Annotated in this window: 27 protein-coding genes; 25 read left to right on the forward strand and 2 right to left on the reverse strand. The window is 66.3% G+C overall.

Going from position 1 to position 22,669, the window contains the following annotated elements:
• From pscX to pscL, 25 genes are all read left to right on the forward strand, one after another.
• On the forward strand, positions 1–320 hold a 320-nt coding region (gene pscX / locus RCH91_RS17670), incomplete at its 5' end, for a type III secretion system protein PscX (RefSeq protein WP_306536329.1).
• A 4-nt stretch (positions 321–324) separates the two neighbouring features.
• Positions 325–654, forward strand: a complete 330-nt coding sequence (pscY, locus tag RCH91_RS17675) for a type III secretion system chaperone PscY (RefSeq protein WP_003113547.1) — start codon at positions 325–327, stop codon at positions 652–654.
• Positions 651–2,771, forward strand: a complete 2,121-nt coding sequence (gene pcrD / locus RCH91_RS17680) for a SctV family type III secretion system export apparatus subunit PcrD (protein WP_306536330.1) — start codon at positions 651–653, stop codon at positions 2,769–2,771. Before pscY ends, pcrD begins: the two co-directional genes overlap by 4 nt.
• Positions 2,768–3,202 (forward strand): LcrR family type III secretion system chaperone PcrR, encoded by a 435-nt coding sequence (gene pcrR, locus RCH91_RS17685; RefSeq protein WP_003100791.1) that lies wholly within the window; start codon positions 2,768–2,770, stop codon positions 3,200–3,202. Before pcrD ends, pcrR begins: the two co-directional genes overlap by 4 nt.
• Before the next feature lie 27 nt (positions 3,203–3,229).
• Positions 3,230–3,526, forward strand: a complete 297-nt coding sequence (pcrG, locus tag RCH91_RS17690; protein ID WP_003109501.1) for an LcrG family type III secretion system chaperone PcrG — start codon at positions 3,230–3,232, stop codon at positions 3,524–3,526.
• Positions 3,527–3,535: 9 nt separating this feature from the next.
• Positions 3,536–4,420 (forward strand): type III secretion system needle tip protein PcrV, encoded by an 885-nt coding sequence (gene pcrV / locus RCH91_RS17695; RefSeq protein ID WP_003132869.1) that lies wholly within the window; start codon positions 3,536–3,538, stop codon positions 4,418–4,420.
• Positions 4,421–4,428: 8 nt separating this feature from the next.
• The gene (pcrH, locus tag RCH91_RS17700) at positions 4,429–4,935 is read left to right on the forward strand and encodes a SycD/LcrH family type III secretion system chaperone PcrH (RefSeq protein WP_003087708.1); all 507 of its coding nucleotides are present in this window, start codon (positions 4,429–4,431) and stop codon (positions 4,933–4,935) included.
• Positions 4,916–6,088, forward strand: a complete 1,173-nt coding sequence (popB, locus tag RCH91_RS17705) for a type III secretion system translocon subunit PopB (protein ID WP_003087710.1) — start codon at positions 4,916–4,918, stop codon at positions 6,086–6,088. Before pcrH ends, popB begins: the two co-directional genes overlap by 20 nt.
• Before the next feature lie 11 nt (positions 6,089–6,099).
• The gene (popD, locus tag RCH91_RS17710) at positions 6,100–6,987 is read left to right on the forward strand and encodes a type III secretion system translocon subunit PopD (protein ID WP_023095814.1); all 888 of its coding nucleotides are present in this window, start codon (positions 6,100–6,102) and stop codon (positions 6,985–6,987) included.
• Positions 6,988–7,112: 125 nt separating this feature from the next.
• Complete coding sequence (gene exsC, locus RCH91_RS17715; RefSeq protein ID WP_003100769.1) at positions 7,113–7,550, forward strand: type III secretion system regulatory chaperone ExsC; 438 nt, start codon at positions 7,113–7,115, stop codon at positions 7,548–7,550.
• Positions 7,551–7,558: 8 nt separating this feature from the next.
• Positions 7,559–7,804, forward strand: a complete 246-nt coding sequence (exsE, locus tag RCH91_RS17720; protein ID WP_003117722.1) for a T3SS regulon translocated regulator ExsE — start codon at positions 7,559–7,561, stop codon at positions 7,802–7,804.
• 8 nt (positions 7,805–7,812) lie between these two features.
• Positions 7,813–8,226 carry a YscW family type III secretion system pilotin ExsB gene (exsB, locus tag RCH91_RS17725; protein ID WP_003109507.1) on the forward strand — a complete coding sequence of 138 codons (414 nt, stop codon included), beginning with the start codon at positions 7,813–7,815 and terminating at the stop codon, positions 8,224–8,226.
• A gap of 297 nt (positions 8,227–8,523) precedes the next feature.
• The gene (gene exsA / locus RCH91_RS17730; protein WP_003120334.1) at positions 8,524–9,360 is read left to right on the forward strand and encodes a T3SS regulon transcriptional activator ExsA; all 837 of its coding nucleotides are present in this window, start codon (positions 8,524–8,526) and stop codon (positions 9,358–9,360) included.
• 97 nt (positions 9,361–9,457) lie between these two features.
• Positions 9,458–10,288, forward strand: coding sequence for a T3SS regulon anti-activator ExsD (gene exsD, locus RCH91_RS17735; RefSeq protein WP_003109509.1), 831 nt, complete (start codon positions 9,458–9,460; stop codon positions 10,286–10,288).
• Between the two features lie 33 nt (positions 10,289–10,321).
• A complete protein-coding gene (pscB, locus tag RCH91_RS17740; protein WP_003109510.1) occupies positions 10,322–10,744 on the forward strand; it encodes a YscB family type III secretion system chaperone PscB in 423 nt (140 codons plus the stop codon).
• Positions 10,744–12,546 (forward strand): SctC family type III secretion system outer membrane ring subunit PscC, encoded by a 1,803-nt coding sequence (pscC, locus tag RCH91_RS17745; RefSeq protein ID WP_003109511.1) that lies wholly within the window; start codon positions 10,744–10,746, stop codon positions 12,544–12,546. Before pscB ends, pscC begins: the two co-directional genes overlap by 1 nt.
• A gap of 1 nt (position 12,547) precedes the next feature.
• Positions 12,548–13,846: a SctD family type III secretion system inner membrane ring subunit PscD gene (pscD, locus tag RCH91_RS17750; RefSeq protein WP_073657172.1), complete on the forward strand. Its 1,299-nt coding sequence runs from the start codon at positions 12,548–12,550 to the stop codon at positions 13,844–13,846.
• Positions 13,809–14,012, forward strand: coding sequence for a YscE family type III secretion system co-chaperone PscE (gene pscE, locus RCH91_RS17755; protein ID WP_003100751.1), 204 nt, complete (start codon positions 13,809–13,811; stop codon positions 14,010–14,012). The genes pscD and pscE overlap by 38 nt, the downstream gene beginning before the upstream one ends.
• 2 nt (positions 14,013–14,014) lie before the next feature.
• Positions 14,015–14,272: a type III secretion system needle filament protein PscF gene (gene pscF, locus RCH91_RS17760; RefSeq protein WP_003087729.1), complete on the forward strand. Its 258-nt coding sequence runs from the start codon at positions 14,015–14,017 to the stop codon at positions 14,270–14,272.
• A gap of 2 nt (positions 14,273–14,274) precedes the next feature.
• Complete coding sequence (pscG, locus tag RCH91_RS17765; protein WP_003109513.1) at positions 14,275–14,622, forward strand: YscG family type III secretion system chaperone PscG; 348 nt, start codon at positions 14,275–14,277, stop codon at positions 14,620–14,622.
• Positions 14,619–15,050: a YopR family T3SS polymerization control protein PscH gene (gene pscH / locus RCH91_RS17770; RefSeq protein WP_003100725.1), complete on the forward strand. Its 432-nt coding sequence runs from the start codon at positions 14,619–14,621 to the stop codon at positions 15,048–15,050. Before pscG ends, pscH begins: the two co-directional genes overlap by 4 nt.
• A complete protein-coding gene (gene pscI, locus RCH91_RS17775; RefSeq protein WP_003132858.1) occupies positions 15,050–15,388 on the forward strand; it encodes a SctI family type III secretion system inner rod subunit PscI in 339 nt (112 codons plus the stop codon). Before pscH ends, pscI begins: the two co-directional genes overlap by 1 nt.
• Complete coding sequence (pscJ, locus tag RCH91_RS17780) at positions 15,385–16,131, forward strand: SctJ family type III secretion inner membrane ring lipoprotein Psc (RefSeq protein ID WP_003120329.1); 747 nt, start codon at positions 15,385–15,387, stop codon at positions 16,129–16,131. Before pscI ends, pscJ begins: the two co-directional genes overlap by 4 nt.
• Positions 16,132–16,139: 8 nt before the next feature.
• Positions 16,140–16,760 (forward strand): SctK family type III secretion system sorting platform protein PscK, encoded by a 621-nt coding sequence (gene pscK, locus RCH91_RS17785; RefSeq protein WP_003087734.1) that lies wholly within the window; start codon positions 16,140–16,142, stop codon positions 16,758–16,760.
• Positions 16,739–17,383 carry a SctL family type III secretion system stator protein PscL gene (pscL, locus tag RCH91_RS17790; RefSeq protein ID WP_003087735.1) on the forward strand — a complete coding sequence of 215 codons (645 nt, stop codon included), beginning with the start codon at positions 16,739–16,741 and terminating at the stop codon, positions 17,381–17,383. The genes pscK and pscL overlap by 22 nt, the downstream gene beginning before the upstream one ends.
• Positions 17,384–17,492: 109 nt before the next feature.
• On the opposite strand, the gene bglX is transcribed toward pscL, so the two are convergent.
• Positions 17,493–19,787 (reverse strand): beta-glucosidase BglX, encoded by a 2,295-nt coding sequence (gene bglX, locus RCH91_RS17795; RefSeq protein WP_073657173.1) that lies wholly within the window; start codon positions 19,785–19,787, stop codon positions 17,493–17,495.
• Positions 19,788–19,957: 170 nt separating this feature from the next.
• Positions 19,958–22,612, reverse strand: a complete 2,655-nt coding sequence (locus RCH91_RS17800; RefSeq protein WP_306536331.1) for an EAL domain-containing protein — start codon at positions 22,610–22,612, stop codon at positions 19,958–19,960.
• Between the last annotated feature and the right edge of the window lie 57 nt (positions 22,613–22,669).

A 22,669-nucleotide genomic window follows, 5' to 3' on the forward strand; every position in this document is an offset into this window, starting at 1 on the left:
TGGCGCATGCCGAGCCGTTCGCGCCGCCCCTGCCGGAGCGCCATCTGCTGGCGCCCGACGGCCGGCCGGTGGAGACCCACGTCGCCAGCCTGTATCCCGCGCAGCAGGCGCAACAGCGCCTGTTCGACTACGCCCGGCCCCAGCTGGAGTTCCACGGCCTGCTGCGCCCCGGCGACTTCCGCCAGGCGCTGCGCGATCTCCGCCTGGCCCTCACGCTGCCCCGCCAGCCAGCCCTGCAGGCTGCGGCCTGCCTGCTCGGCGAGCGCGACGAAGACGAGCGACTGCTGCAAATGGCCCTGAACCTGTTGCACAAGGTATGAATCGATGACGTTGAAACCGACGCAACAGCGCCTGTTGCTGATGCTGGGCTGGCTGCACCTGCAATGCGGCCAGCCGCGACGCGCCCAGGTGTTGCTGGAGGCCTTGCTGAGCGTTGCGCCGGAGCGCCGCGACGGGCGCCGCGCCTTGCTCCTGGCGTTGCTCCAGCAAGGCCTCGGCGAGCCCGCCGTGCGCCTGTGCCGGCAGTTGCAGGAGGATGGCGAGGAGGAGCCCGGTCTGTGGCGTTGCCTGAGCCGTGCCGAACAGCTCGCCGGACGTCTCGACGCGGCGCGTGCCGCGCACGCCCGGGCGCTGGAGCTGGAGGCGCGGGAATGAACGACCTGAGCGGGCTTCTCGGCCGGGTCGGCGAGCGCAAGGACATCCTGCTGGTGGTGTTGCTGCTGGCGGTGGTGTTCATGATGGTGCTGCCGTTGCCACCGCTGCTGCTGGACATCCTCATCGCCGTCAACATCACCATCTCCGTGGTCCTGCTGATGATGTCGGTGTACATCGGCTCGCCGTTGCAGTTCTCGGTGTTCCCGGCGGTGCTGCTGATCACCACGCTGTTCCGCCTGGCGCTGTCGGTGAGCACCACGCGGATGATCCTGCTGCAGGCCGACGCGGGGCAGATCGTCAACACCTTCGGCAGCTTTGTGGTCGGCGGCAACCTGGTGGTGGGCATCATCATCTTCCTGATCATCACCATCGTGCAGTTCCTGGTGATCACCAAGGGTGCCGAGCGGGTCGCCGAGGTCAGCGCGCGCTTTTCCCTGGATGCCATGCCGGGCCAGCAGATGAGCATCGACGGCGACATGCGTGCCGGCGTGATCGATGTCAACGAGGCGCGGGCGCGGCGCGCGGTGATCGAAAAGGAAAGCCAGATGTTCGGCTCCATGGACGGCGCGATGAAATTCGTCAAGGGCGACGCCATCGCCGGGCTGATCATCATCGTCGTCAACATCCTCGGCGGCATCGCCATCGGCGTCACGCAGAAGGGCCTGAGCACCGCCGACGCGCTGCAACTGTACGCGGTGCTGACCGTCGGCGATGGCATGGTCTCGCAGGTGCCGGCGTTGCTGATCGCCATCACCGCCGGGATCATCGTCACCCGGGTGTCTTCCGACGAATCGGCGGACCTCGGCAGCGACATCGGCGAACAGGTGGTGGCGCAGCCCAAGGCGCTGCTGATCGGCGGCCTGTTGCTGGTACTGTTCGGCCTGATTCCCGGTTTCCCGACCCTGACCTTCCTGGCTCTCGCGCTGCTGGTCGGCGGCGGCGGCTACTTCATGCTCTGGCGCCAGCGGCTCCAGGCCAGCGCCGGTTCCCGCGACCTGCCGGCGTTGCTCGCGCAGGGCGCCGGAGCGCCATCGGCCAAGGCGCGTGGCAAGGCTGGCGGCGGCAAGCCGAAGGCCGGGCGTCTCGCCGAGCAGGAAGAATTCGCCCTCACCGTGCCGTTGCTGATCGACGTCGATGCCAGCCTCCAGGAACGTCTGGAGGCGATGTCGCTGAACGAGGAACTGGTGCGGGTACGACGCGCGCTGTACCTGGATTTCGGCGTGCCGTTCCCGGGTATCCACTTGCGCTTCAACGAAGCGATGGGCGATGGCGAATACCTGGTGCAGCTACAGGAGGTCCCGGTCGCGCGCGGATGCCTGCGGCCGGGCTGGTTGCTGGTGCGCGAACGCGCCGCGCAGCTGGAACTGCTCGCGGTCCCCCACGAGCCGGCGGAGCTGCAGGTGCCGGGAGAGGAAGCGAGCTGGGTGGAGCAGGCGCATCAGGATCGCCTGGAGCGTTCCGGCTGTGCCTGCCTGGGCCTGGAGCAGGTGCTCACCTGGCACCTGTCCCATGTGCTGCGGGAGTACGCCGAGGATTTCATCGGCATCCAGGAGACGCGCTACCTGCTGGAGCAGATGGAGCAGGGTTACGGCGAGCTGGTGAAGGAGGCGCAGCGGATCGTTCCCCTGCAGCGGATGACCGAGATTCTCCAGCGCCTGGTCGGCGAGGACATCTCGATCCGCAACATGCGGGCGATCCTCGAGGCGATGGTGGAGTGGGGGCAGAAGGAGAAGGACGTGGTGCAGCTCACCGAGTACATCCGCAGCAGCCTCAAGCGCTACATCTGCTACAAGTACTCCAGCGGCAACAACATCCTTCCCGCCTATCTGCTGGACCAGGCGGTGGAGGAGCAGATCCGCGGTGGCATCCGCCAGACCAGCGCCGGCAGCTACCTGGCCCTCGACCCGGCGATAACCCAGGCCTTCCTCGAGCGCGTGCGGCAGACCGTCGGCGATCTCGCGCAGATGCAGAACCGGCCGGTGCTGATCGTTTCCATGGATATCCGCCGCTACGTGCGCAAGCTGGTGGAGAGCGACTATGCCGGGCTGCCGGTGCTGTCCTACCAGGAGCTGACCCAGCAGATCAACATCCAGCCGCTTGGCAGGATCGTGTTGTGAGCGCCGATCCGCTGATTCCCTGGTTTCTCGCCCGCGGCCTGGCGGTGCGTCCGCATTGCCTGCGCGACACCTCGATCGCGCTCGGTTGGCAGGTCCTGGCCCATGGCTGCGAACTGGCCTGGCGCTGCGACGGCGAGCGGGTCTGGATCGTGATGTTGCGTCGGCGGCAGGCGCGCAGCGGATTGGCCAATCCATTCGCCGCGCTGTACCTGCTGGCGGAGGCCACGCTCGATACGCTGGGGCCGCGCCAGCGTCTCTACGGCAAGGTCCTGGCGCTGGCCGGCAGCCCGCTGCCTGGCGAGCGCATGGCGCGCTTCTATCGCCGCTGGACCGGCGCCGCCGAGCCCGCCGACGGCTGGTTCGAGCTGGAGGCCGGGCGGGTGGTGACGCAGCGAAGCCTGCGAAAACGACAAAAACCCGACCGTGCCTGACAGGCTCCGGCGACGTCGATCCCTACCATGGGCGACATGAACGAATACACCGAAGACACCCTGCGGGCGACCGTCCAGGCCGCCGAACTGGCGATTCGCGACAGCGAGGAACGCGGCCGCCTGCTGGCGGAAATGTGGCAAGGCCTGGGGCTTGCCGCGGACGCCGGCGAGCTGCTGTTCCTGGCGCCGGAGCGAGAGCTGGCGCGAGCCGCCGAAGAGGAGCTGCTGGCCGAACTGCGGCGCATGCGCAGTTCCCAGCCGACGCAGGGCGAGCAGGGTACCCGGCCGCGGCGTCCGACGCCGATGCGTGGCTTGTTGATCTGAGGAATCACGATGGAAGTCAGAAACTTTAATGCCGGTCGCGAGCTGTTCCTGGACGAACTCCTGGCCGCGCCGGCGGCGCCTGCCAGTGCCGAGCAGGAGGAACTGCTGGCCTTGTTGCGCAGCGAGCGGATCGTGCTGGCCCACGCCGGCCAGCCGCTGAGCGAGGCGCAAGTGCTCAAGGCGCTCGCCTGGTTGCTCGCGGCCAATCCGTCCGCGCCTCCGGGGCAGGGCCTCGAGGTACTCCGCGAAGTCCTGCAGGCACGTCGGCAGCCCGGTGCGCAGTGGGATTTGCGCGAGTTCCTGGTGTCGGCCTATTTCAGCCTGCACGGCCGTCTCGACGAGGATGTCATCGGTGTCTACAAGGATGTCCTGCAGACCCAGGACGGCAAGCGCAAGGCGCTGCTCGACGAGCTCAAGGCGCTGACCGCGGAGTTGAAGGTCTACAGCGTGATCCAGTCGCAGATCAACGCCGCGCTGTCGGCCAAGCAGGGCATCAGGATCGACGCTGGCGGTATCGATCTGGTCGACCCCACGCTCTATGGCTATGCCGTCGGCGATCCCAGGTGGAAGGACAGCCCCGAGTATGCGTTGCTGAGCAATCTGGATACCTTCAGCGGCAAGCTGTCGATCAAGGATTTTCTCAGCGGCTCGCCGAAGCAGAGCGGGGAACTCAAGGGCCTCAAGGATGAGTACCCCTTCGAGAAGGACAACAACCCGGTCGGCAATTTCGCCACCACGGTGAGCGACCGCTCGCGTCCGCTGAACGACAAGGTCAACGAGAAGACCACCCTGCTCAACGACACCAGCTCCCGCTACAACTCGGCGGTCGAGGCGCTCAACCGCTTCATCCAGAAATACGACAGCGTCCTGCGCGACATTCTCAGCGCGATCTAGAGGTATCCATGAACCAGCAAGCGACCCCTTCCGACACCGACCAGCAACAGGCGCTGGAGGCCTTCCTGCGCGACGGCGGCACCCTGGCGATGCTTCGCGGACTCAGCGAGGACACCCTGGAGCAGCTCTATGCGCTGGGCTTCAACCAGTACCAGGCGGGCAAGTGGGACGACGCGCAGAAGATCTTCCAGGCACTGTGCATGCTGGACCACTACGACGCCCGCTACTTTCTCGGCCTGGGCGCCTGCCGCCAGTCCCTCGGTCTCTATGAACAGGCCCTGCAGAGCTACAGCTACGGCGCGCTGATGGACATCAACGAGCCGCGCTTTCCCTTCCATGCCGCCGAGTGCCACCTGCAACTGGGTGATCTCGACGGAGCCGAGAGTGGCTTCTACTCGGCCCGGGCCCTGGCCGCGGCACAGCCGGCGCACGAGGCCCTGGCCGCGCGTGCCGGCGCCATGTTGGAAGCCGTAACCGCGAGAAAGGATCGAACATATGAATCCGATAACGCTTGAACGCGCCGGACTGCCCTACGGGGTGGCCGACGCCGGGGATATCCCGGCGCTCGGCAGGCCGGTCGCGAGGGATGTCGAGAGTCTGCGGGTGGAGCGCCTGGCGGCGCCGGCCGCGGCTTCCGCGAGCGGCACGGGGGTGGCGCTGACGCCGCCGTCCGCAGCCAGCCAGCAGCGCCTGGAGGTCGCCAATCGTGCGGAGATCGCCAGCCTGGTGCAAGCAGTGGGCGAGGATGCCGGACTGGCGCGGCAGGTTGTGCTGGCCGGCGCTTCGACGCTGTTGTCCGCCGGCCTGATGTCGCCGCAGGCGTTCGAGATCGAGCTGGCGAAAATCACCGGCGAAGTCGAGAACCAGCAGAAGAAACTCAAGCTGACCGAAATCGAGCAGGCGCGAAAGCAGAACCTGCAGAAGATGGAAGACAACCAGCAGAAGATCAGGGAATCGGAAGAAGCCGCGAAAGAAGCCCAGAAGTCCGGTCTGGCAGCCAAAATCTTTGGTTGGATCAGTGCAATAGCTTCGATCATCGTCGGCGCAATCATGGTGGCAACCGGCGTCGGCGCGGCCGCGGGTGCACTGATGATCGCGGGCGGTGTCATGGGAGTGGTCTCCCAGTCGGTACAGCAGGCAGCCGCGGACGGATTGATCAGCAAGGAAGTGATGGAAAAGCTCGGCCCGGCACTGATGGGTATCGAGATCGCCGTCGCGCTGCTGGCGGCGGTGGTCAGCTTCGGCGGCTCAGCGGTCGGCGGGCTGGCCAAGCTGGGCGCGAAGATCGGCGGCAAGGCGGCCGAGATGACCGCCAGCCTGGCGAGCAAGGTCGCCGACCTGGGCGGCAAGTTCGGCAGTTTGGCCGGCCAATCGCTGTCGCACTCGCTGAAACTCGGCGTGCAGGTTTCCGACCTGACCCTGGACGTCGCCAACGGCGCGGCCCAGGCCACTCATTCGGGATTCCAGGCGAAGGCCGCGAACCGCCAGGCCGACGTGCAGGAATCGCGTGCCGACCTGACCACCCTGCAGGGCGTGATCGAGCGCCTGAAGGAAGAGCTGAGCCGCATGCTGGAAGCATTCCAGGAAATCATGGAGCGGATCTTCGCCATGCTCCAGGCCAAGGGTGAAACCCTGCACAACCTGTCCAGCCGACCGGCAGCGATCTGAGGAGGCGTCACATGATCGATACGCAATATTCCCTGGCGGCTACCCAGGCCGCGATCCCCTCCGAGCCGATCGCTCCCGGCGCTGCCGGGCGTTCCGTCGGCACGCCGCAAGCGGCTGCGGAACTGGCGCAGGCGCCGGCCACGCGGGCCGACCGGGTCGAGCTGAACGCTCCGCGCCAGGCGCTCGACCCGGTGCGCATGGAAGCGGCCGGCAGCGAGTTGGACAGCAGCGTCGAGCTTCTGCTGATTCTCTTCCGCATCGCGCAGAAGGCGCGCGAGCTGGGCGTGCTCCAGCGCGACAACGAGAACCAGGCGATCATCCATGCGCAGAAGGCGCAGGTGGACGAGATGCGCAGCGGCGCCACGCTGATGATCGCCATGGCGGTGATCGCCGGCGTCGGCGCGTTGGCCTCGGCAGTGGTCGGCAGTCTCGGCGCGTTGAAGAACGGCAAGGCCATCAGCCAGGAGAAGACCCTGCAGAAGAACATCGATGGGCGCAACGAACTGATCGACGCGAAGATGCAGGCGCTGGGCAAGACCTCCGATGAGGATCGCAAGATCGTCGGCAAGGTCTGGGCGGCGGACCAGGCGCAGGACAGTGTGGCGTTGCGCGCGGCGGGCCGTGCCTTCGAGAGCCGCAACGGCGCCCTGCAGGTGGCCAACACGGTGATCCAGTCCTTCGTCCAGATGGCCAACGCCTCGGTCCAGGTGCGCCAGGGCGAGTCGCAGGCGAGCGCCCGGGAAGAGGAGGTCAACGCCACCATCGGGCAGAGCCAGAAGCAGAAGGTCGAGGACCAGATGAGCTTCGATGCCGGCTTCATGAAGGACGTCCTGCAGCTCATCCAGCAGTACACCCAGAGCCATAACCAGGCCTGGCGTGCGGCGGCCGGAGTGGTCTGAGCCGTCTCCGCGCGGGAGGAAAAGGCCACAGCGATGTGGCTTTTTTCTTAAAAGAAAAGTCTCTCAGTGACAAAAGCGATGCATAGCCCGGTGCTAGCATGCGCTGAGCTTTAGGAGGCGCCCCCATGGATTTAACGAGCAAGGTCAACCGACTGCTTGCCGAGTTCGCAGGCCGTATCGGTTTGCCTTCCCTGTCCCTCGACGAAGAGGGCATGGCGAGCCTGCTGTTCGACGAACAGGTGGGCGTCACCCTGTTGCTGCTCGCCGAGCGCGAGCGTCTGTTGCTGGAGGCCGATGTGGCGGGCATCGATGTGCTGGGCGAGGGGATCTTTCGCCAGCTCGCCAGCTTCAACCGCCATTGGCACCGTTTCGATCTGCATTTCGGCTTCGACGAGCTGACCGGCAAGGTCCAGTTGTATGCGCAGATTCTCGCAGCGCAACTGACCCTCGAATGCTTCGAGGCGACCCTGGCCAACCTGCTCGACCACGCCGAGTTCTGGCAACGCCTGCTGCCGTGCGACAGCGATCGCGAGGCGGTCGCTGCGGTCGGCATGAGGGTTTGAGTGGCCCCATGAAAATCGAATCGATTTCGCCGGTGCAGCCGTCCCAAGACGCAGGAGCCGAGACGGTGGGGCATTTCGAGGGGCGTTCGGTGACCCGCGCGGCCGTTCGCGGCGACGACCGTTCCAGCGTGGCCGGGCTGGCGCGCTGGCTGGCGCGCAACGTGGCTGGCGATCCGCGCAGCGAGCAGGCCTTGCAGCGCCTCGCCGACGGCGACGGCACGCCGCTGGAGGCGCGCACGGTCCGGCGCAGGTGAGGTGCTGGATGCTGTTGCCGCTGGCGTTGCTGCTCGGCGGTTGCGTCAGCCAGCCCGCGCCGATGTCGCCGAAGGTGACGGTGGGCGGTTCGGTGGGCGGCGTTTCCCTGCAGGCGCGCCAGGCGCAACTCAGGCTGCGCCTGTATGCCGTCGTTCAGGGAGGGATGCAAACGATTGCCGAGCGGCGCTACCGGGTGTCCGGGTTGCCGTTGCGCTATGCGTTCGATCTGGAGGTCGACAGGTTGGAGGGCGAGGCATTGTACCTACGCACCGAGCTTTCCTGGGTGGGCGTCGCGGCGGTCCAGGCGAGCGCCTGGCAGCGGGTGGCGGCGGGCGTCGATGAGCGGGTCCGGCTGGTTCGGCGCGACTGTTTTCCGAATTGTACGGCCGCTCGCCCGGAAGAAAGATCTGGCAACGATTGATACATTGCCTGCTGTTTCGGAAAGTGCGTATGGAGATTAAAGAAGTGCAAGTCTCGTTCGTTGTCAGGGAAGGCCTCGAATAATAAAACTGGTACTTTTGTTCCGCTTCTAAAGAAGGCTGGATTAATTGGCGGAAGCCGACTCGCTCTGCGAATCAGCGCACGTCGGATAATCCTGATTATTATAAAATCGACTCCGTGCTCATGGCTTTGAAAATCAATAAAACGGAGCGTATTCATGCCTCTCCGCTAGGCGGGGCATTCAAGGTACGACGGGAAGTGTTGGGGTTCTTATAATATGCAAGGAGCCAAATCTCTTGGCCGAAAGCAGATAACGTCTTGTCATTGGAACATTCCAACTTTCGAATACAGGGTAAACAAGGAAGAGGGCGTATATGTTCTGCTCGAGGGCGAACTGACCGTCCAGGACATCGATTCCACTTTTTGCCTGGCGCCTGGCGAGTTGCTTTTCGTCCGCCGCGGAAGCTATGTCGTAAGTACCAAGGGAAAGGACAGCCGAATACTCTGGATTCCATTATCTGCCCAGTTTCTACAAGGCTTCGTCCAGCGCTTCGGCGCGCTGTTGAGTGAAGTCGAGCGTTGCGACGAGCCCGTGCCGGGCATCATCGCGTTCGCTGCCACGCCTCTGCTGGCCGGTTGCGTCAAGGGGTTGAAGGAATTGCTTGTGCATGAGCATCCGCCGATGCTCGCCTGCCTGAAGATCGAGGAGTTGCTGATGCTCTTCGCGTTCAGTCCGCAGGGGCCGCTGCTGATGTCGGTCCTGCGGCAACTGAGCAACCGGCATGTCGAGCGTCTGCAGCTATTCATGGAGAAGCACTACCTCAACGAGTGGAAGCTGTCCGACTTCTCCCGCGAGTTCGGCATGGGGCTGACCACCTTCAAGGAGCTGTTCGGCAGTGTCTACGGGGTTTCGCCGCGCGCCTGGATCAGCGAGCGGAGAATCCTCTATGCCCATCAGTTGCTGCTCAACAGCGACATGAGCATCGTCGACATCGCCATGGAGGCGGGCTTTTCCAGTCAGTCCTATTTCACCCAGAGCTATCGCCGCCGTTTCGGCTGCACACCGAGCCGCTCGCGGCAGGGGAAGGACGAATGCCGGGCTAAAAATAACTGACGTTTTTTGAAAGCCCGGTAGCGGCTGCATGAGTAGAATCGGCCCAAATTGCAGGCTCTGACGAGCGCGCAATGTAGTGAGGAAGCCAAGGCAGAGAATGGAGCAGGAAGACGATAAGCAGTACTCCCGAGAAGCGGTGTTCGCCGGCAGGCGGGTATCCGTGGTGGGCTCGGACGCCCGCTCGCGGGGTCGGGTGCCGGGTTACGCATCGAGCAGTTTGTATCGTGAGTCCGGAATCATCAGTGCGCGGCAACTGGCGTTGCTGCAGCGGATGCTGCCGCGCCTGCGGCTGGAGCAACTGTTCCGCTGCGAATGGTTGCAGCAGCGCCTGGCGCGCGGCCTGGCACTGGGGCGCGAAGAGGTGCGGCAGATTCTCCTCTGCGCGGCGCAGGACGACGACGGCTGGTGCGCCGAACTGGGCGACCGGGTCAACCTCGCCGTGCCGCAGTCGATGATCGATTGGGTCCTGCTGCCGGTCTATGGCTGGTGGGAAAGCCTGCTCGACCAGGCGATCCCCGGCTGGCGCCTGTCGCTGGTGGAGCTGGAAACCCAGTCCCGGCAACTGCGAATCAAGTCCGAATTCTGGTCCCGCGTGGCCGAGCTGGAGCCGGAGCAGGCCCGCGAGGAACTGGCCAGGGTCGCCAAGTGCCAGGCGCGCACCCAGGAACAGGTGGCCGAACTGGCCGGCAAGCTGGAGACGGCTTCGGCACTGGCGAAGAGCGCCTGGCCGAACTGGCAGCGGGGCATGGCGACGCTGCTCGCCAGCGGCGGGCTGGCCGGCTTCGAGCCGATCCCCGAGGTCCTCGAATGCCTCTGGCAACCTCTCTGCCGGCTGGACGACGACGTCGGCGCGGCGGACGCCGTCCAGGCCTGGCTGCACGAACGCAACCTGTGCCAGGCACAGGATCACTTCTACTGGCAGAGCTGAGCGGCCGGCGAAAGCCGGCCCTACCGAGGAATCATGGATCATCTGTTGAGCGGATTGGCCACTCGCCTGGGCCAAGGGCCCTTTGTTGCCGATCGGACGGGTTCGTACCACCTGCGCATCGACGGACAGAGCGTCCTGTTGCTGCGCCAGGGCGACGACCTGCTGCTGGAAAGCCCGCTGGAGCACGCCCCCCTGGACCCGCAGCGCGACCAGCAGGGGTTGCTGCGGGCGCTGTTGTCGCGGGTCGCCAGTTGGAGCCGGCGCTATCCCCAGGCCATCGTCCTGGATGCGGACGGGCGCCTGCTGTTGCAGGCGCGGCTGGGCCTCGACGGCCTCGATCCCGAGCGACTCGAACGGGCCCTGGCCGCCCAGGTGGGGCTGCTCGAGGCGCTGGCGCCGGAGCTGGAGCCGCTGCCCCGCGGGTTGCCGCCGCAGGTTCCGGTGTGGCGTCCCTGATGCGCCGCCTGCTGATCGGCGGACTGCTGGCGCTGCTGCCTGGCGCGGTCTTGCGCGCGCAGCCGCTGGACTGGCCCAGCCTGCCTTACGACTATGTGGCGCAGGGCGAAAGCCTGCGCGACGTGCTGGCCAACTTCGGCGCCAACTACGATGCCTCGGTGATCGTCAGCGACAAGGTCAACGACCAGGTCAGCGGCCGCTTCGACCTGGAAAGCCCGCAGGCCTTCCTGCAGTTGATGGCCTCCCTCTACAACCTCGGCTGGTACTACGACGGCACCGTGCTGTACGTATTCAAGACCACCGAGATGCAGTCGCGGCTGGTGAGGCTGGAGCAGGTCGGCGAGGCCGAGCTGAAGCGCGCGCTGACCGCCGCCGGCATCTGGGAACCGCGCTTCGGCTGGCGTGCCGACCCTTCCGGGCGGCTGGTGCACGTGTCCGGTCCGGGGCGCTATCTCGAACTGGTCGAGCAGACCGCCCAGGTGCTGGAGCAGCAATACACCCTGCGCAGCGAAAAGACCGGCGACCTCAGCGTGGAGATCTTCCCGCTGCGCTATGCGGTCGCCGAGGACCGCAAGATCGAGTACCGCGACGACGAGATCGAGGCGCCGGGCATCGCCAGCATCCTCTCGCGGGTGCTCAGCGATGCCAACGTGGTTGCGGTGGGCGACGAGCCGGGCAAGCTGCGCCCGGGACCGCAATCGAGCCATGCGGTGGTCCAGGCGGAACCGTCGCTGAACGCGGTGGTGGTGCGCGACCACAAGGACCGGTTGCCCATGTATCGCCGCCTGATCGAAGCCCTCGACCGGCCCTCGGCGCGGATCGAGGTCGGCTTGTCGATCATCGACATCAATGCCGAGAACCTCGCCCAGCTGGGCGTCGACTGGAGCGCCGGGATTCGCCTGGGCAACAACAAGTCGATCCAGATCCGCACCACCGGCCAGGATAGCGAGGAGGGCGGCGGCGCCGGTAACGGGGCGGTCGGCAGCCTGGTGGACAGTCGCGGGCTGGATTTCCTGCTGGCCAAGGTCACCCTGTTGCAGAGCCAGGGGCAGGCGCAGATCGGATCTCGGCCGACCCTGCTGACCCAGGAGAATACCCAGGCGGTGCTCGACCAGAGCGAAACCTACTATGTGCGGGTCACGGGCGAGCGGGTGGCCGAGCTGAAGGCGATCACCTACGGCACCATGCTGAAAATGACGCCGCGAGTGGTGACTCTCGGCGATACGCCGGAGATCAGCCTCAGCCTGCACATCGAGGACGGCAGCCAGAAACCCAACAGCGCCGGCCTGGACAAGATCCCCACGATCAACCGCACGGTGATCGATACCATCGCCCGCGTGGGCCATGGCCAGAGCCTGCTGATCGGCGGCATCTACCGCGACGAACTGAGCCAGAGCCAGCGCAAGGTACCCTGGCTCGGCGACATTCCCTATCTCGGCGCGCTGTTCCGCACTACCGCGGACACCGTGCGCCGCTCGGTGCGGCTGTTCCTCATCGAGCCTCGGCTGATCGACGATGGCGTCGGCCATTACCTGGCGCTGAACAACCGTCGCGACCTGCGCGGCGGCCTGCTTGAAATCGACGAGTTGTCGAACCAGAGCCTGTCGTTGCGCAAGCTGCTCGGTAGCGCCCGCTGCCAGGCGCTGGCGCCGGCCAGGGCCGAACAGGAGCGCTTGCGCCAGGCCGGGCAGGGTTCGTTCCTCACGCCCTGCCGGATGGGTGCGCAGGAGGGCTGGCGGGTGACCGACGGCGCCTGTCCCAAGGACGGCGCCTGGTGCGTCGGCGCGGAGCGCGGGAATTAGCATGGCCTGGAAGATCCGCTTCTACAGCGGGCTGAACCAGGGCGCCGAAGTCTCGCTCGGAGAGGGCCGGGTGGCGCTTGGCAGCGATCCGTTGCAGGCCGACCTGGTGTTGCTCGACGAGGGCATCGCGGCAGTCCACCTGGTGCTCGAGGTCGATGCCCAGGGCGTGCGCCTGCTGGAGTGGGCGGAGGGCTGCGAGCCTCGCCAGGACGGCCAGGCGCAAGTCGCCGGAGCGATCCTGCAGGCGCTTGCCGGGCAGACCTGCGGCCCGCTGCGCTGGGCATTCTGCGACCCGCAGCGGCGTTTTCCCGAGCGTTTCCCCGAAGCCGAGGTGCAGACCGCGCCAGTGCGCCGCAAGTCGTCCGCCCGTGCCGGCGGGGCCTGGCTGCTCGGCGTCAGCCTGGCGCTGGCGCTGTGTCTGCTGGGCATGCTCGTCGAACCCTGGTCGGCCCGCCAGCACGGCATGGCCGGCGAGGAGCCCCTGGCGAGGGTGCGCGCCTACCTGCGCGAGCAGGGCATGAGCGAGGTGGATGTGCAGCGCCAGGGCGACAGTCTCCTGCTCGGCGGCTACCTGGAGGACAACGCTCGGCGCCTGGCGCTGCAGCGCTACCTCGATGGCAGCGGCGTGGACTACCGACTGGAAGCACGGAGCATGGAAGACATTCGCCAGGGCGTGGATTTCATCCTGCAGAAATTCGGCTATCGGCAGATCCTCAGCAGCAACGCGGACAAGCCTGGCTGGGTCCGGCTCAACGGCGAACTGGCGGAACAGGACGAACGCTGGGCGCGGATCGACGCATTGCTGGAGTCCGAGGTGCCGGGCCTGCTCGGGGTGGAAAACCAGGTCCGGGTGGCCGGCTCGCACCTGCGCCGCCTCGAGCGCCTGCTGGCGGACGCCGGCCTCGACCGGCAACTGAGTTTCCGCGAGCGCGGCGAGCGCATCGAGTTGAGCGGTACGCTCGACGAGGTCCAGCTCAGCGCCTTCTACCGCCTGCAGCGCGAGTTCCAGCAGGAGTTCGGCAACCGCCCGAGCCTGGAGCTGCTCAGTCGCGGCAAGCGCGCCAGCGGCGACGAACTGGAGTTCACGGTGCGCTCGGTGTCGCTGGGGCGGGTGCCCTATGTAGTGCTCGGCGACGGCCAGAAATACCCGGTGGGCGCCTCGACATCCCGCGGTGTGCGAATCCTCGCCATCGAGCCGGAGTCGATCCTGGTGGCCCGCGGCAAGCAGCGTTTCATCATCAATCTCAAAGGGGAGGTGCTCCATGATGACAGCCTTGGAAACGCGACTGTCGGTCGCTGACGGCACGCATGCCGCAGCGCTCCGGCAGCGTCTGCAGGCGGCGCTGGCGGAGTGTCGCCGGGAACTGGCCAGAGGCGCCGGCCCGGAGCGCTTTCAATTCCTGCAACAGCAGGCCCGGGCCCTCGAAGGCGGTCTCGGCATTCTTTCGCAGCTCACAGAGGACTAAGCATGGCGCAGATATTCAACCCCAACCCGGGGAATACCCTCGATACCGTGGCCAATGCCCTGAAGGAGCAGGCCAACGCAGCGAACAAGGACGTCAACGACGCGATCAAGGCCTTGCAGGGGACCGACAATGCCGACAACCCGGCGCTGCTGGCCGAGCTGCAACACAAGATCAACAAGTGGTCGGTCATCTACAACATCAACTCGACGGTGACCCGTGCGCTGCGCGACCTGATGCAAGGCATCCTGCAGAAGATCTGAACATGGACACTTCACTGATACGCGAATTGGCGGAACTGGCGCTGGCCGGCAGCGGGCAGCACTGCCACGAAGAGGCGCTGTGCATCGCCGAGTGGCTGGAGCGCCTCGGACAGGACGAAGCGGCACGGCTGATCCGGATTTCCAGCCTGGCCAACCAGGGGCGCTATCAGGAGGCCCTGGTCTTCGCCCATGGCAATCCCTGGCCGGCGCTGGAGCCCTGGTTCGCCTTGTGCGAGTGGCACCTGGGGCTGGGCGCCGCGCTGGACCGCAGGCTGGCCGGGCTGGGCGGCAGCAGCGATCCTGCCCTGGCCGACTTCGCCGCCGGCATGCGCGCCCAGGTGCGGACATGAGCCGCATCGACACGCCGCCGGGATTCGCCGTCTATCCGTCGGCCAGTCCAAAGGCGGCGAACCTGCCGGCTGTCGATCAGGTGCTGGCTTTCGAGCAGGCCCTCGGCGGCGAGCCGCCGGCGGCCGGACGCCGCCTGGCCGGGTTGGAGAACGGCGCTCTCGGCGAGCGCCTGCTGCAGCGCTTTGCCCAGCCGCTGCAAGGGTTGGAGGCGGACCGCCTGGAGCTGAAGGCGATGCTCCGTGCGGAACTGCCGCTGGGGCGCCAGCAGCAAACCTTTCTCCTCCAGTTGCTCGGTGCAGTCGAGCATGCGCCGGGCGGCGAATACCTGGCGCAACTGGCGCGTCGCGAATTGCAGGTGCTGATCCCGCTCAACGGCATGCTCGACAACCTCGTGCGCAACAGCCACAAACTCGACCTGGAGTCATGATGGATATCTCTCGGATGGGCGCCCAGGCGCAGATCACCAGTCTCGAAGAACTCTCCGGCGGCCCGGCCGGCGCGGCCCACGTCGCCGAGTTCGAACGGGCGATGGGCGGTGCCGGCAGCCTGGGCGGCGACCTGCTCAGCGAACTGGGGCAGATCAAGGAGCGTTTCAGCCAGGCCAAGCAGGAGTTGCAGGTGGAGCTGTCGACGCCCGGCGACGATCCCAACAGCCTGATGCAGATGCAGTGGTCGCTGATGCGCATCACCATGCAGGAAGAGCTGATCGCCAAGACCGTCGGGCGCATGAGCCAGAACGTCGAAACCCTGATGAAGACCCAATGAGGCGAACGGTGAAAGGTCTGTCGCGCATGGCGCTCCTGGCGCTGGTCCTGGCGTTGGGCGGGTGCAAGGTCGAACTCTATACCGGGATCAGCCAGAAGGAAGGTAACGAGATGCTGGCGCTGTTGCGTTCGGAGGGCGTTTCCGCGGACAAGCAGGCGGACAAGGATGGCACCGTGCGCCTGCTGGTGGAGGAATCGGATATCGCCGAGGCGGTGGAGGTGCTCAAGCGCAAGGGCTATCCGCGGGAGAACTTCTCCACGCTGAAGGATGTGTTTCCCAAGGACGGGCTGATTTCCTCGCCCATCGAAGAGCGCGCGCGGCTCAACTACGCCAAGGCCCAGGAGATTTCCCATACCCTTTCCGAGATCGATGGCGTGCTGGTGGCGCGGGTCCATGTGGTGCTGCCCGAGGAGCGCGACGGACTGGGCAGGAAGTCCTCGCCGGCATCGGCCTCGGTGTTCATCAAGCACGCCGCCGACGTGCAACTGGATGCCTACGTGCCGCAGATCAAGCAACTGGTGAACAACGGCATCGAAGGACTCAGCTACGACCGCATCAGCGTGGTGCTGGTGCCGTCGGCCGGGGTCCGCCAGGTCCCGCTGGCGCCACGCTTCGAGAGTGTCTTCTCGATCCAGGTGGCGGAGCACTCGCGCGGACGCCTGCTCGGTCTGTTCGGCCTGCTGCTGGCGTTGCTGCTGGCGAGCAACCTGGCGCAGTTCTTCTGGCACCGGCAACGGGGCTGAGCGGCGCGATGCCATTGACGGCCTACCAGTTGCGCTTCTGCCCGGCCCGCTACATCCACGAGTCGCACTTGCCCGCGGTATTGCTGCGGTTGCTGCCGGCGCTGCCGGACTGGCGGCGACAGAGCGTTCTCAACGCCTGGCTGCTGGAGCAACTGGAGCTGGACTGCGCGTTCCGCATGCCCGCGCAACTGGGCGGGCTGGCCCTTTACCCGCAGGCGGCGCTGGAACGGACCCTGGGCTGGCTCGGCGCGCTGCTGCACGGCCAGGCCTTGCGGCAGGTGCTGGACGGTGCGCGGGTACGGCGCATCCGCGCGCAGATCGGCGAACAGGGCCAGCGTTTTTGCCTGGAGCAGCTCGACCTGCTCATCGGTCGCTGGCCGCCCGGCTGGCAGCGGGCCTTGCCGGAAAACCCGGAAGACGGCTATTTCCGGCGCTGCGGCCTGGCTTTCTGGCTGGCCGCCTGTAGCGATGCCGACTGCGGTTTCTCGCGGCGCCTGCGCCTGCGTCTGGAGGCCATGCCGGCCCCGGCGGACTGGACCTTCGACGAACAACGGCGATCCCTGGCGCGGACCCTGTGCCTGAAGGTCGCCCGACAAGCGAGCGATGAATGCTTCCATTTGTTGAACTAGACGCCAGTCGCGTACGGCTGGCCCCCGGGCAGGCCCTGTTGCGCGCCCGCGACTACCAGGACTACCTCAGCGCCAACCGCCTGGTGGAAGCGGCACGCGAGCGTGCCGCCGAAATCGAGCGCGAGGCCCACGAGGTTTACCAGGAGCAGAAGCGCCTGGGCTGGGAGGCCGGATTGGAGGAGGCGCGTCTGCGCCAGGCCGGGCTGATCCAGGAAACGCTACTGCGCTGCAATCGCTACTACCGGCAGGTCGATCGCCAGCTTGGCGAGGTGGTGCTGCAGGCGGTGCGCAAGGTGTTGCGCCACTACGACGCTGTCGAGCTGACCCTGGCGGCCACGCGCGAGGCACTGGCATTGGTGAGCAACCAGAAGCAGGTGATCCTGCACGTCCAGCCGGAACAGCTGGTCGCGGTGCGCGAGCAGGTCGCCCGGGTGCTTAAGGATTTCCCCGAGGTGGGCTACCTGGAAGTGGTCGGCGATGCCCGGCTGGACCAGGGCGGTTGCATCCTGGAAACCGAGATCGGGATCATCGACGCATCGCTCGACAGCCAGTTGGCGGCGTTGCAGGCCGCATTGACGGAGGGCGTGGCGCGGAGCGGCGAGGAGGAAGGGGACGCCGGTTGAGGGAACCAGGCGCCGCCCCCGGCCCGGGTGTTGGCTCCGGGCCGAGGGCCGAGGGCTGAGGCGCTGCCGTTCGCCCGCGGCGGCGACGCTGGCGGTGCGGTCGGCGCCTTCAGAGCAGGGTGAAGCTGCGGCTTTCGGTTTGCGCCGAGTCCAGGCCGACGAAGACCTTGAACTCGCCTGGCTCGGCCGTGTGCCTGAGCTGGCTGTCGTAGAACTTCAGGTCCGCCTCGCCGAGGCGGAAGACGATCTCCCGCGATTCGCCGGGCTCCAGCATCACCTTGCGGAACCCGCGCAGTTCCTTCACTGGACGGCTGAGGCTGGCGACCGGGTCCTGCAGGTAAAGCTGGACCACCGTGGCGCCGGCGCGCTTGCCGCTGTTGTTGAGCGTGACCCGCGCTTCCAGGGTGTCGCCGCGGGCCAGCCGTTCGCTGGACAGGCGCAGGGGCGAGAGACTGAACTCGGTGTAGCTGAGGCCGTAGCCGAACGGGTAGAGCGGGCCGTTGGCTTCGTCGAAATAGCGCGAGGTGTATTTGCCGGGGTTGTCGTGGTCCATCGGCCGGCCGGTGTTCAGGTGGTTGTAGTAGACCGGTACCTGGCCCACCGAGCGCGGGAAGGACATGGTCAGCTTGCCGCTGGGGTTGTGCTCGCCGAACAGCACGTCGGCGATGGCATTGCCGCCTTCGGTGCCACTGAACCAGGTTTCCAGGATCGCGTCGGCGTTTTCCTGCTCCCAGCCCAGCGACAGCGGTCGGCCGTTCATCAGCACCAGCACCAGCGGCTTGCCGGTGGCCTTCAGTGCCTTCAGCAGCCGCCGCTGGCTGGCCGGGATGCGCAGGTCGGTGCGACTGGAGGCCTCGTGGGCCATGCCCTGCGATTCGCCGACCACGGCGACCACCAGGTCGGCGTCGCGCGCGGTGCGCAAGGCCTCCTCGAGCATCGCCTCGGCGGAGCGCGGATCGACCTCGACTTCCGGGTTGTAGCTGTTCAGGTAGTCGAGGATCGCCTGGTCGCCACTGACGTTGGCACCCTTGGCGTAGAGCAGGGTGGCACGCTCGCCGACGGCATTGGCCAGGCCCTGGTAGACGGTTACCGCCTGGCGTGGCACGCCGGCTGCCGACCAACTGCCGATGACGTCGCGCTGGCTCTTGGCCAGCGGGCCGATCACCGCGATCCGCCCCTGCTTCTTCAGCGGCAGCAGACCGTCGCGGTTCTTCAGCAGGACCAGTCCTTCGCGAGCCACCTCGCGGGCGGCCTGGCGGTGCAGGCGGCTCTCGGCGTTGGTGTCGAACGGCGGGTCGTCCGGCTTGCCCAGGCGCCGGTAGGGATCGGCGAACAGGCCGAGGTCGTACTTCGCCGCCAGCACGTCGCGGCAGGCGCGATCGATGTCGGCCTGGTCGATCTCGCCGGCCGCCAGTAGCTTCGGCAGCCAGGTCGAGTAGAGATCGTCGTTCATGTTCATGTCGACACCGGCCTGGATCGCCAGGCGCGTGGCGTCCCGCTCGTTGCCGGCGAGGCCGTGCTTGATCAGTTCCTTCACCGCGCCATGGTCGCTGATGGTCAGCCCCTTGAAGCCCCACTGCTGGCGCAGCAGGTCGGTCAGCAGCCAGCGGTTGGCGGTGGCGGGCACGCCGTTGATGGTGTTCAGCGAGACCATCACCGCGCCGGCGCCGGCGTCCACCGCGGCCTTGTAGGGCGGCAGGTAGTCCTGGAACATGCGCGGCAGGCTCATGTCCACGGTGTTGTAGTCGCGGCCGCCTTCGGCCGCGCCGTACAGGGCGAAGTGCTTGACCGCCGCCATGATGCTGTCCGGGGCGGCCAGGTTGGAGCCCTGGTAGGCACGGACCATCACGCCGGACAGCAGCGAGGTCAGGTAGGTATCTTCGCCGAAGCCTTCCGAGACCCGCCCCCAGCGCGCGTCGCGGGTGATGTCGACCATCGGCGAGAAGCTCATGTCGAGCCCGTCGGCGCTGGCTTCGAGGGCGGAGATCCGCGCGCTGCGGGCGACCACCTCGGGGTCCCAGCTGGCGGCGAGGCCGAGGCTGATGGGGAAGATGGTGCGGTGGCCGTGGGCCACATCGTAGGCATGGAACAGCGGGATCTTCAGGCGGCTATGGCGGACCTGATCCTGCATGGCGCGAATGTCCGGGCGGGTCACGGTATTGAAGATGGCGCCGACCTTGCCGGCGCGGATGTCCGCCATCAGCGCTTCCTTGGGATGGTCGGCGCCGACGCTGACCAGGCGTAGCTGGCCGATCTTTTCCGCGTTGCTCATGCGAGCCATCAGGCTGGCGATGAAACGCTCCTTGTCGGTAGCCGGTGGATTGCCGGATTCGCCCTGGCCAGCCGCCAGTGCCGGGCTCCCGCTCAGCCCGATGAGAAGCCCCAGTACACACAGCCTGTTCATGCATGTTTTCTCGTTATTGGATAGACGCTCGTCGTGGCGGCGTGACATGTCGCGGCATGCCGCCCGGCGGGCGCGACATAAGGTGTTCGCAGCGCGGGCGGAAGTCAACGAGACGGCGATGGGCGAATCTGCCGGTTCTGACAGGTCCCGTGGCACGCCGCTGGCGGCGCTCAGGCGACGCTGGCGAGCAACTGCTCGGCCGGCATCGGCCTGCCGAGCAGGAAGCCTTGCAGCGAATTGCAGCCGAGGCGGGGCAGGAACGCCTGCAGGGCCTCGGTTTCCACGCCCTCGGCGACGATCTTCAGGTTCAGCGTGCGGCCGAGGGCGACGATCGCCGAGACGATCGCGGCGTCGTCGCTGTCGTGGGCCAGCTCGTTGATGAAGCCACGGTCGATCTTCAGTTCGCTCGCCGGCAGGCGCTTGAGATAGAGCAGGCTGGAGTAGCCGGTGCCGAAGTCGTCGATGGCTACCTCTATCCCCATGGCCTGCAGCTCGTGGAGGATGGCGGCGGATTTCTCCGCCTGCTGCATGACCAGGCTCTCGGTCAGCTCCAGCTCCAGCCAGCGGGGGTCGAGCCCCGTCTCGCCGAGTACCTCGCCCACCATGGCGATGAGGTTCTCCTGGCGGAACTGGCGGGCAGAAAGGTTGACCGCCATCCGCAGCGGCGGCAGCCCCGCATCCTGCCATGCCCTGTTCTGGGCGCAGGCGGTCCGGAGCACCCACTCGCCGATGGGAACGATGAGTCCGGTCTCCTCGGCCAGGGGGATGAATTTCGCCGGCGAGACGAGCCCCATCTCCGGGTGGTTCCAGCGCACCAGCGCCTCCACGCCGCAGATCTGGCCAGTCCGCAGGTCGACTCGGGGCTGGTAGTGGAGGAGAAACTCCCGCTGCTTCACGGCCCGGTGGAGGCTCGTCTCCAGGGAGAGGCGCTCGAAGACCCGGGTGTTCATCTCCGCCGAGTAGAACTGGTAGTTGTTCTTCCCCTGTTCCTTGGCGTGGTACATGGCGGCGTCGGCGTTCTTGAGTAACGTGTCGACGGTGTCGCCGTCGGTGGGGAAGAGGGCGATGCCGATGCTGGCGGTCACGTAGATCTCGTTTCCCATGAGGAGGAACGGCGCCACGAAGACGTTGATCATCTTCTTGGCCACGGTCACCACATCGTGCATCTCCCGCACGTTGGGGAGGACGATGATGTACTCGTCGCCCCCCAGCCGCGACACCGTATCGCCCCCTCGCAGGCAGTTCTTGAGCCGGTTCGCCACCGCCTTCAGGAGCATGTCCCCCACCGTGTGCCCCAGGGTATCGTTCACCTTCTTGAAGTTGTCGAGATCCAGGAACATGACGCAGATGGGGTTTCGGCGCCGGAACGCTTCCAGGGCCAGGGACTGGCCGAGGCGGTCCTGGAGGAGATTGCGGTTGGGGAGCCCCGTGAGGGGATCGTGGGTAGCCTGGTAGACGAGCTGCTCCTCGTAGCGGCGGTGTTCGGTGATGTCGTTCATGACGCCGATGTAGCTGGTCACCACACCGTCGCGGTCCCGCACCGGCGCTATGGAGAGTTCGTTCCAGAAGGGAACGCCGTCTTTGCGGTAGTTGCGCAGTACGAAGCACCCCTCCCGCTCCTCCCGGTGGGCCAGCATGAGTTTCTTGAGTTCAGCCTGGTCCCAATCGTCTCCCCGGAGGAAGCGGGGGTTCTTGCCGATTACCTCGTGGGCACTGTAACCGGTGATCCGCTCGAAGGCCGGGTTCACGTAGATGATGGGGTTTTCGGGGCGGGTCGCGTCGGTGATGGTGATGCCGTTGATGCTCGATTCCATGGCCCGCTTGAGGAGGATGAGTTCCTGCTCGTCGCGCTTGCGGGCCGATATGTCGGAGATGATGCTGATAACCCCGAACGGAGTACCCGAGCCGTCGTAGGTGGGAGCAGCCGAGAGACTCACATCGATGGGAGTGCCGTCCTTGCGCCGGCGCCGCAACTCCACGTCGGTGACCCTCTTCCCGGCAAGGACCAGGTCCCGCAGCTCCGCGTGCTCGCGGGCCCTCTCCGCGGGGACGGCGGGGTAGGGTTTGCCGAGCACCTCCTCCGCGCTCCAGCCGAAGATCTCCTCGGCCGCCCGGTTCCAGAGGGTCACGTTACCGGCGAAATCCACGGCCACGATCCCCTGGGGCGAGGCCTGGATCAGGGCATCGAGCTTCTCGTTGGTTTCGTGGAGCAGCTCATCGGCCTCCCTGCTCTCGGTCACGTCGCGAATGATGCCGATAAAGGTCCAGGCGCCGTCCAGCCGTACCCGGCTCAGGGTAAGGGCAGCGGGAAAGCGGCTGCCGTCGCTCCGTATCCCCTCCGCATCGCAAGCAATGCGGGAATCATCTTCCTGGCAGCAGAGAAGGGAGGTAAAGAAAGAGTGATCCTTTCCCGCCGACCTGACCGCCACGATATCACCAATGGGCCTCCCCACCGCCTCGGCGCTCCCGCAACCAAAGAGCTGTTCCGCCGCCGGATTGAGGGTCTTGAGTCGCCCTGCCCCGTCAAAGGTGATGATCCCGTCGGCAATGTGATCAAGAAGGAGATCGGCATGGAGCGCGGCAGTGAAGGCCACGTTGCGCAGCGGCCGGACAATCCCCCACCAGATGATGGGAGCCGAAAGGATGACGAGAAATGTGACATCGATGAGGGAGAAGAGAACGGGACGGCCGCTGCCCGTGACCAGCGGGAGCAGGGTCATGAGCAGCGACTCGATGGCGAAGATGATGACAAGAAGGGCCAGGAGCTGCTTCAACGGCGACGGGAGATAGCGGAGAATTTTGTCGGATTTTTCGGCCAGCCCCATGCAAGCTCCACCGCGACACCCGCAAAGGGAGGACGGGGTCGCGCAATACGGATTGTT

The organism is Geobacter sp. (assembly GCF_030834625.1).
In the GTDB taxonomy this organism is placed as follows: Bacteria; Desulfobacterota; Desulfuromonadia; order Geobacterales; family Geobacteraceae; genus Geobacter.

What these genes read in the sequence shown, in the direction of transcription:
- pcrG (WP_003109501.1), top strand. Translation starts at nt 3,230, where the DNA reads ATGGGCGACATGAACGAATACACCGAAGACACCCTGCGGGCGACCGTC.
- pscB (WP_003109510.1), top strand. Translation starts at nt 10,322, where the DNA reads ATGGATCATCTGTTGAGCGGATTGGCCACTCGCCTGGGCCAAGGGCCC.
- pscC (WP_003109511.1), top strand. Translation starts at nt 10,744, where the DNA reads ATGCGCCGCCTGCTGATCGGCGGACTGCTGGCGCTGCTGCCTGGCGCG.
- pscH (WP_003100725.1), top strand. Translation starts at nt 14,619, where the DNA reads ATGAGCCGCATCGACACGCCGCCGGGATTCGCCGTCTATCCGTCGGCC.
- pcrD (WP_306536330.1), top strand. Translation starts at nt 651, where the DNA reads ATGAACGACCTGAGCGGGCTTCTCGGCCGGGTCGGCGAGCGCAAGGAC.
- pscY (WP_003113547.1), top strand. Translation starts at nt 325, where the DNA reads ATGACGTTGAAACCGACGCAACAGCGCCTGTTGCTGATGCTGGGCTGG.
- pscI (WP_003132858.1), top strand. Translation starts at nt 15,050, where the DNA reads ATGGATATCTCTCGGATGGGCGCCCAGGCGCAGATCACCAGTCTCGAA.
- pscG (WP_003109513.1), top strand. Translation starts at nt 14,275, where the DNA reads ATGGACACTTCACTGATACGCGAATTGGCGGAACTGGCGCTGGCCGGC.
- bglX (WP_073657173.1), bottom strand. Translation starts at nt 19,787, where the DNA reads ATGAACAGGCTGTGTGTACTGGGGCTTCTCATCGGGCTGAGCGGGAGC.
- pscK (WP_003087734.1), top strand. Translation starts at nt 16,140, where the DNA reads ATGCCATTGACGGCCTACCAGTTGCGCTTCTGCCCGGCCCGCTACATC.
- popB (WP_003087710.1), top strand. Translation starts at nt 4,916, where the DNA reads ATGAATCCGATAACGCTTGAACGCGCCGGACTGCCCTACGGGGTGGCC.
- exsC (WP_003100769.1), top strand. Translation starts at nt 7,113, where the DNA reads ATGGATTTAACGAGCAAGGTCAACCGACTGCTTGCCGAGTTCGCAGGC.
- pscJ (WP_003120329.1), top strand. Translation starts at nt 15,385, where the DNA reads ATGAGGCGAACGGTGAAAGGTCTGTCGCGCATGGCGCTCCTGGCGCTG.
- pscL (WP_003087735.1), top strand. Translation starts at nt 16,739, where the DNA reads ATGCTTCCATTTGTTGAACTAGACGCCAGTCGCGTACGGCTGGCCCCC.
- pcrV (WP_003132869.1), top strand. Translation starts at nt 3,536, where the DNA reads ATGGAAGTCAGAAACTTTAATGCCGGTCGCGAGCTGTTCCTGGACGAA.
- pscF (WP_003087729.1), top strand. Translation starts at nt 14,015, where the DNA reads ATGGCGCAGATATTCAACCCCAACCCGGGGAATACCCTCGATACCGTG.
- pscD (WP_073657172.1), top strand. Translation starts at nt 12,548, where the DNA reads ATGGCCTGGAAGATCCGCTTCTACAGCGGGCTGAACCAGGGCGCCGAA.
- exsE (WP_003117722.1), top strand. Translation starts at nt 7,559, where the DNA reads ATGAAAATCGAATCGATTTCGCCGGTGCAGCCGTCCCAAGACGCAGGA.
- popD (WP_023095814.1), top strand. Translation starts at nt 6,100, where the DNA reads ATGATCGATACGCAATATTCCCTGGCGGCTACCCAGGCCGCGATCCCC.
- pcrH (WP_003087708.1), top strand. Translation starts at nt 4,429, where the DNA reads ATGAACCAGCAAGCGACCCCTTCCGACACCGACCAGCAACAGGCGCTG.
- pscE (WP_003100751.1), top strand. Translation starts at nt 13,809, where the DNA reads ATGATGACAGCCTTGGAAACGCGACTGTCGGTCGCTGACGGCACGCAT.
- exsB (WP_003109507.1), top strand. Translation starts at nt 7,813, where the DNA reads ATGCTGTTGCCGCTGGCGTTGCTGCTCGGCGGTTGCGTCAGCCAGCCC.
- exsA (WP_003120334.1), top strand. Translation starts at nt 8,524, where the DNA reads ATGCAAGGAGCCAAATCTCTTGGCCGAAAGCAGATAACGTCTTGTCAT.
- exsD (WP_003109509.1), top strand. Translation starts at nt 9,458, where the DNA reads ATGGAGCAGGAAGACGATAAGCAGTACTCCCGAGAAGCGGTGTTCGCC.
- RCH91_RS17800 (WP_306536331.1), bottom strand. Translation starts at nt 22,612, where the DNA reads ATGGGGCTGGCCGAAAAATCCGACAAAATTCTCCGCTATCTCCCGTCG.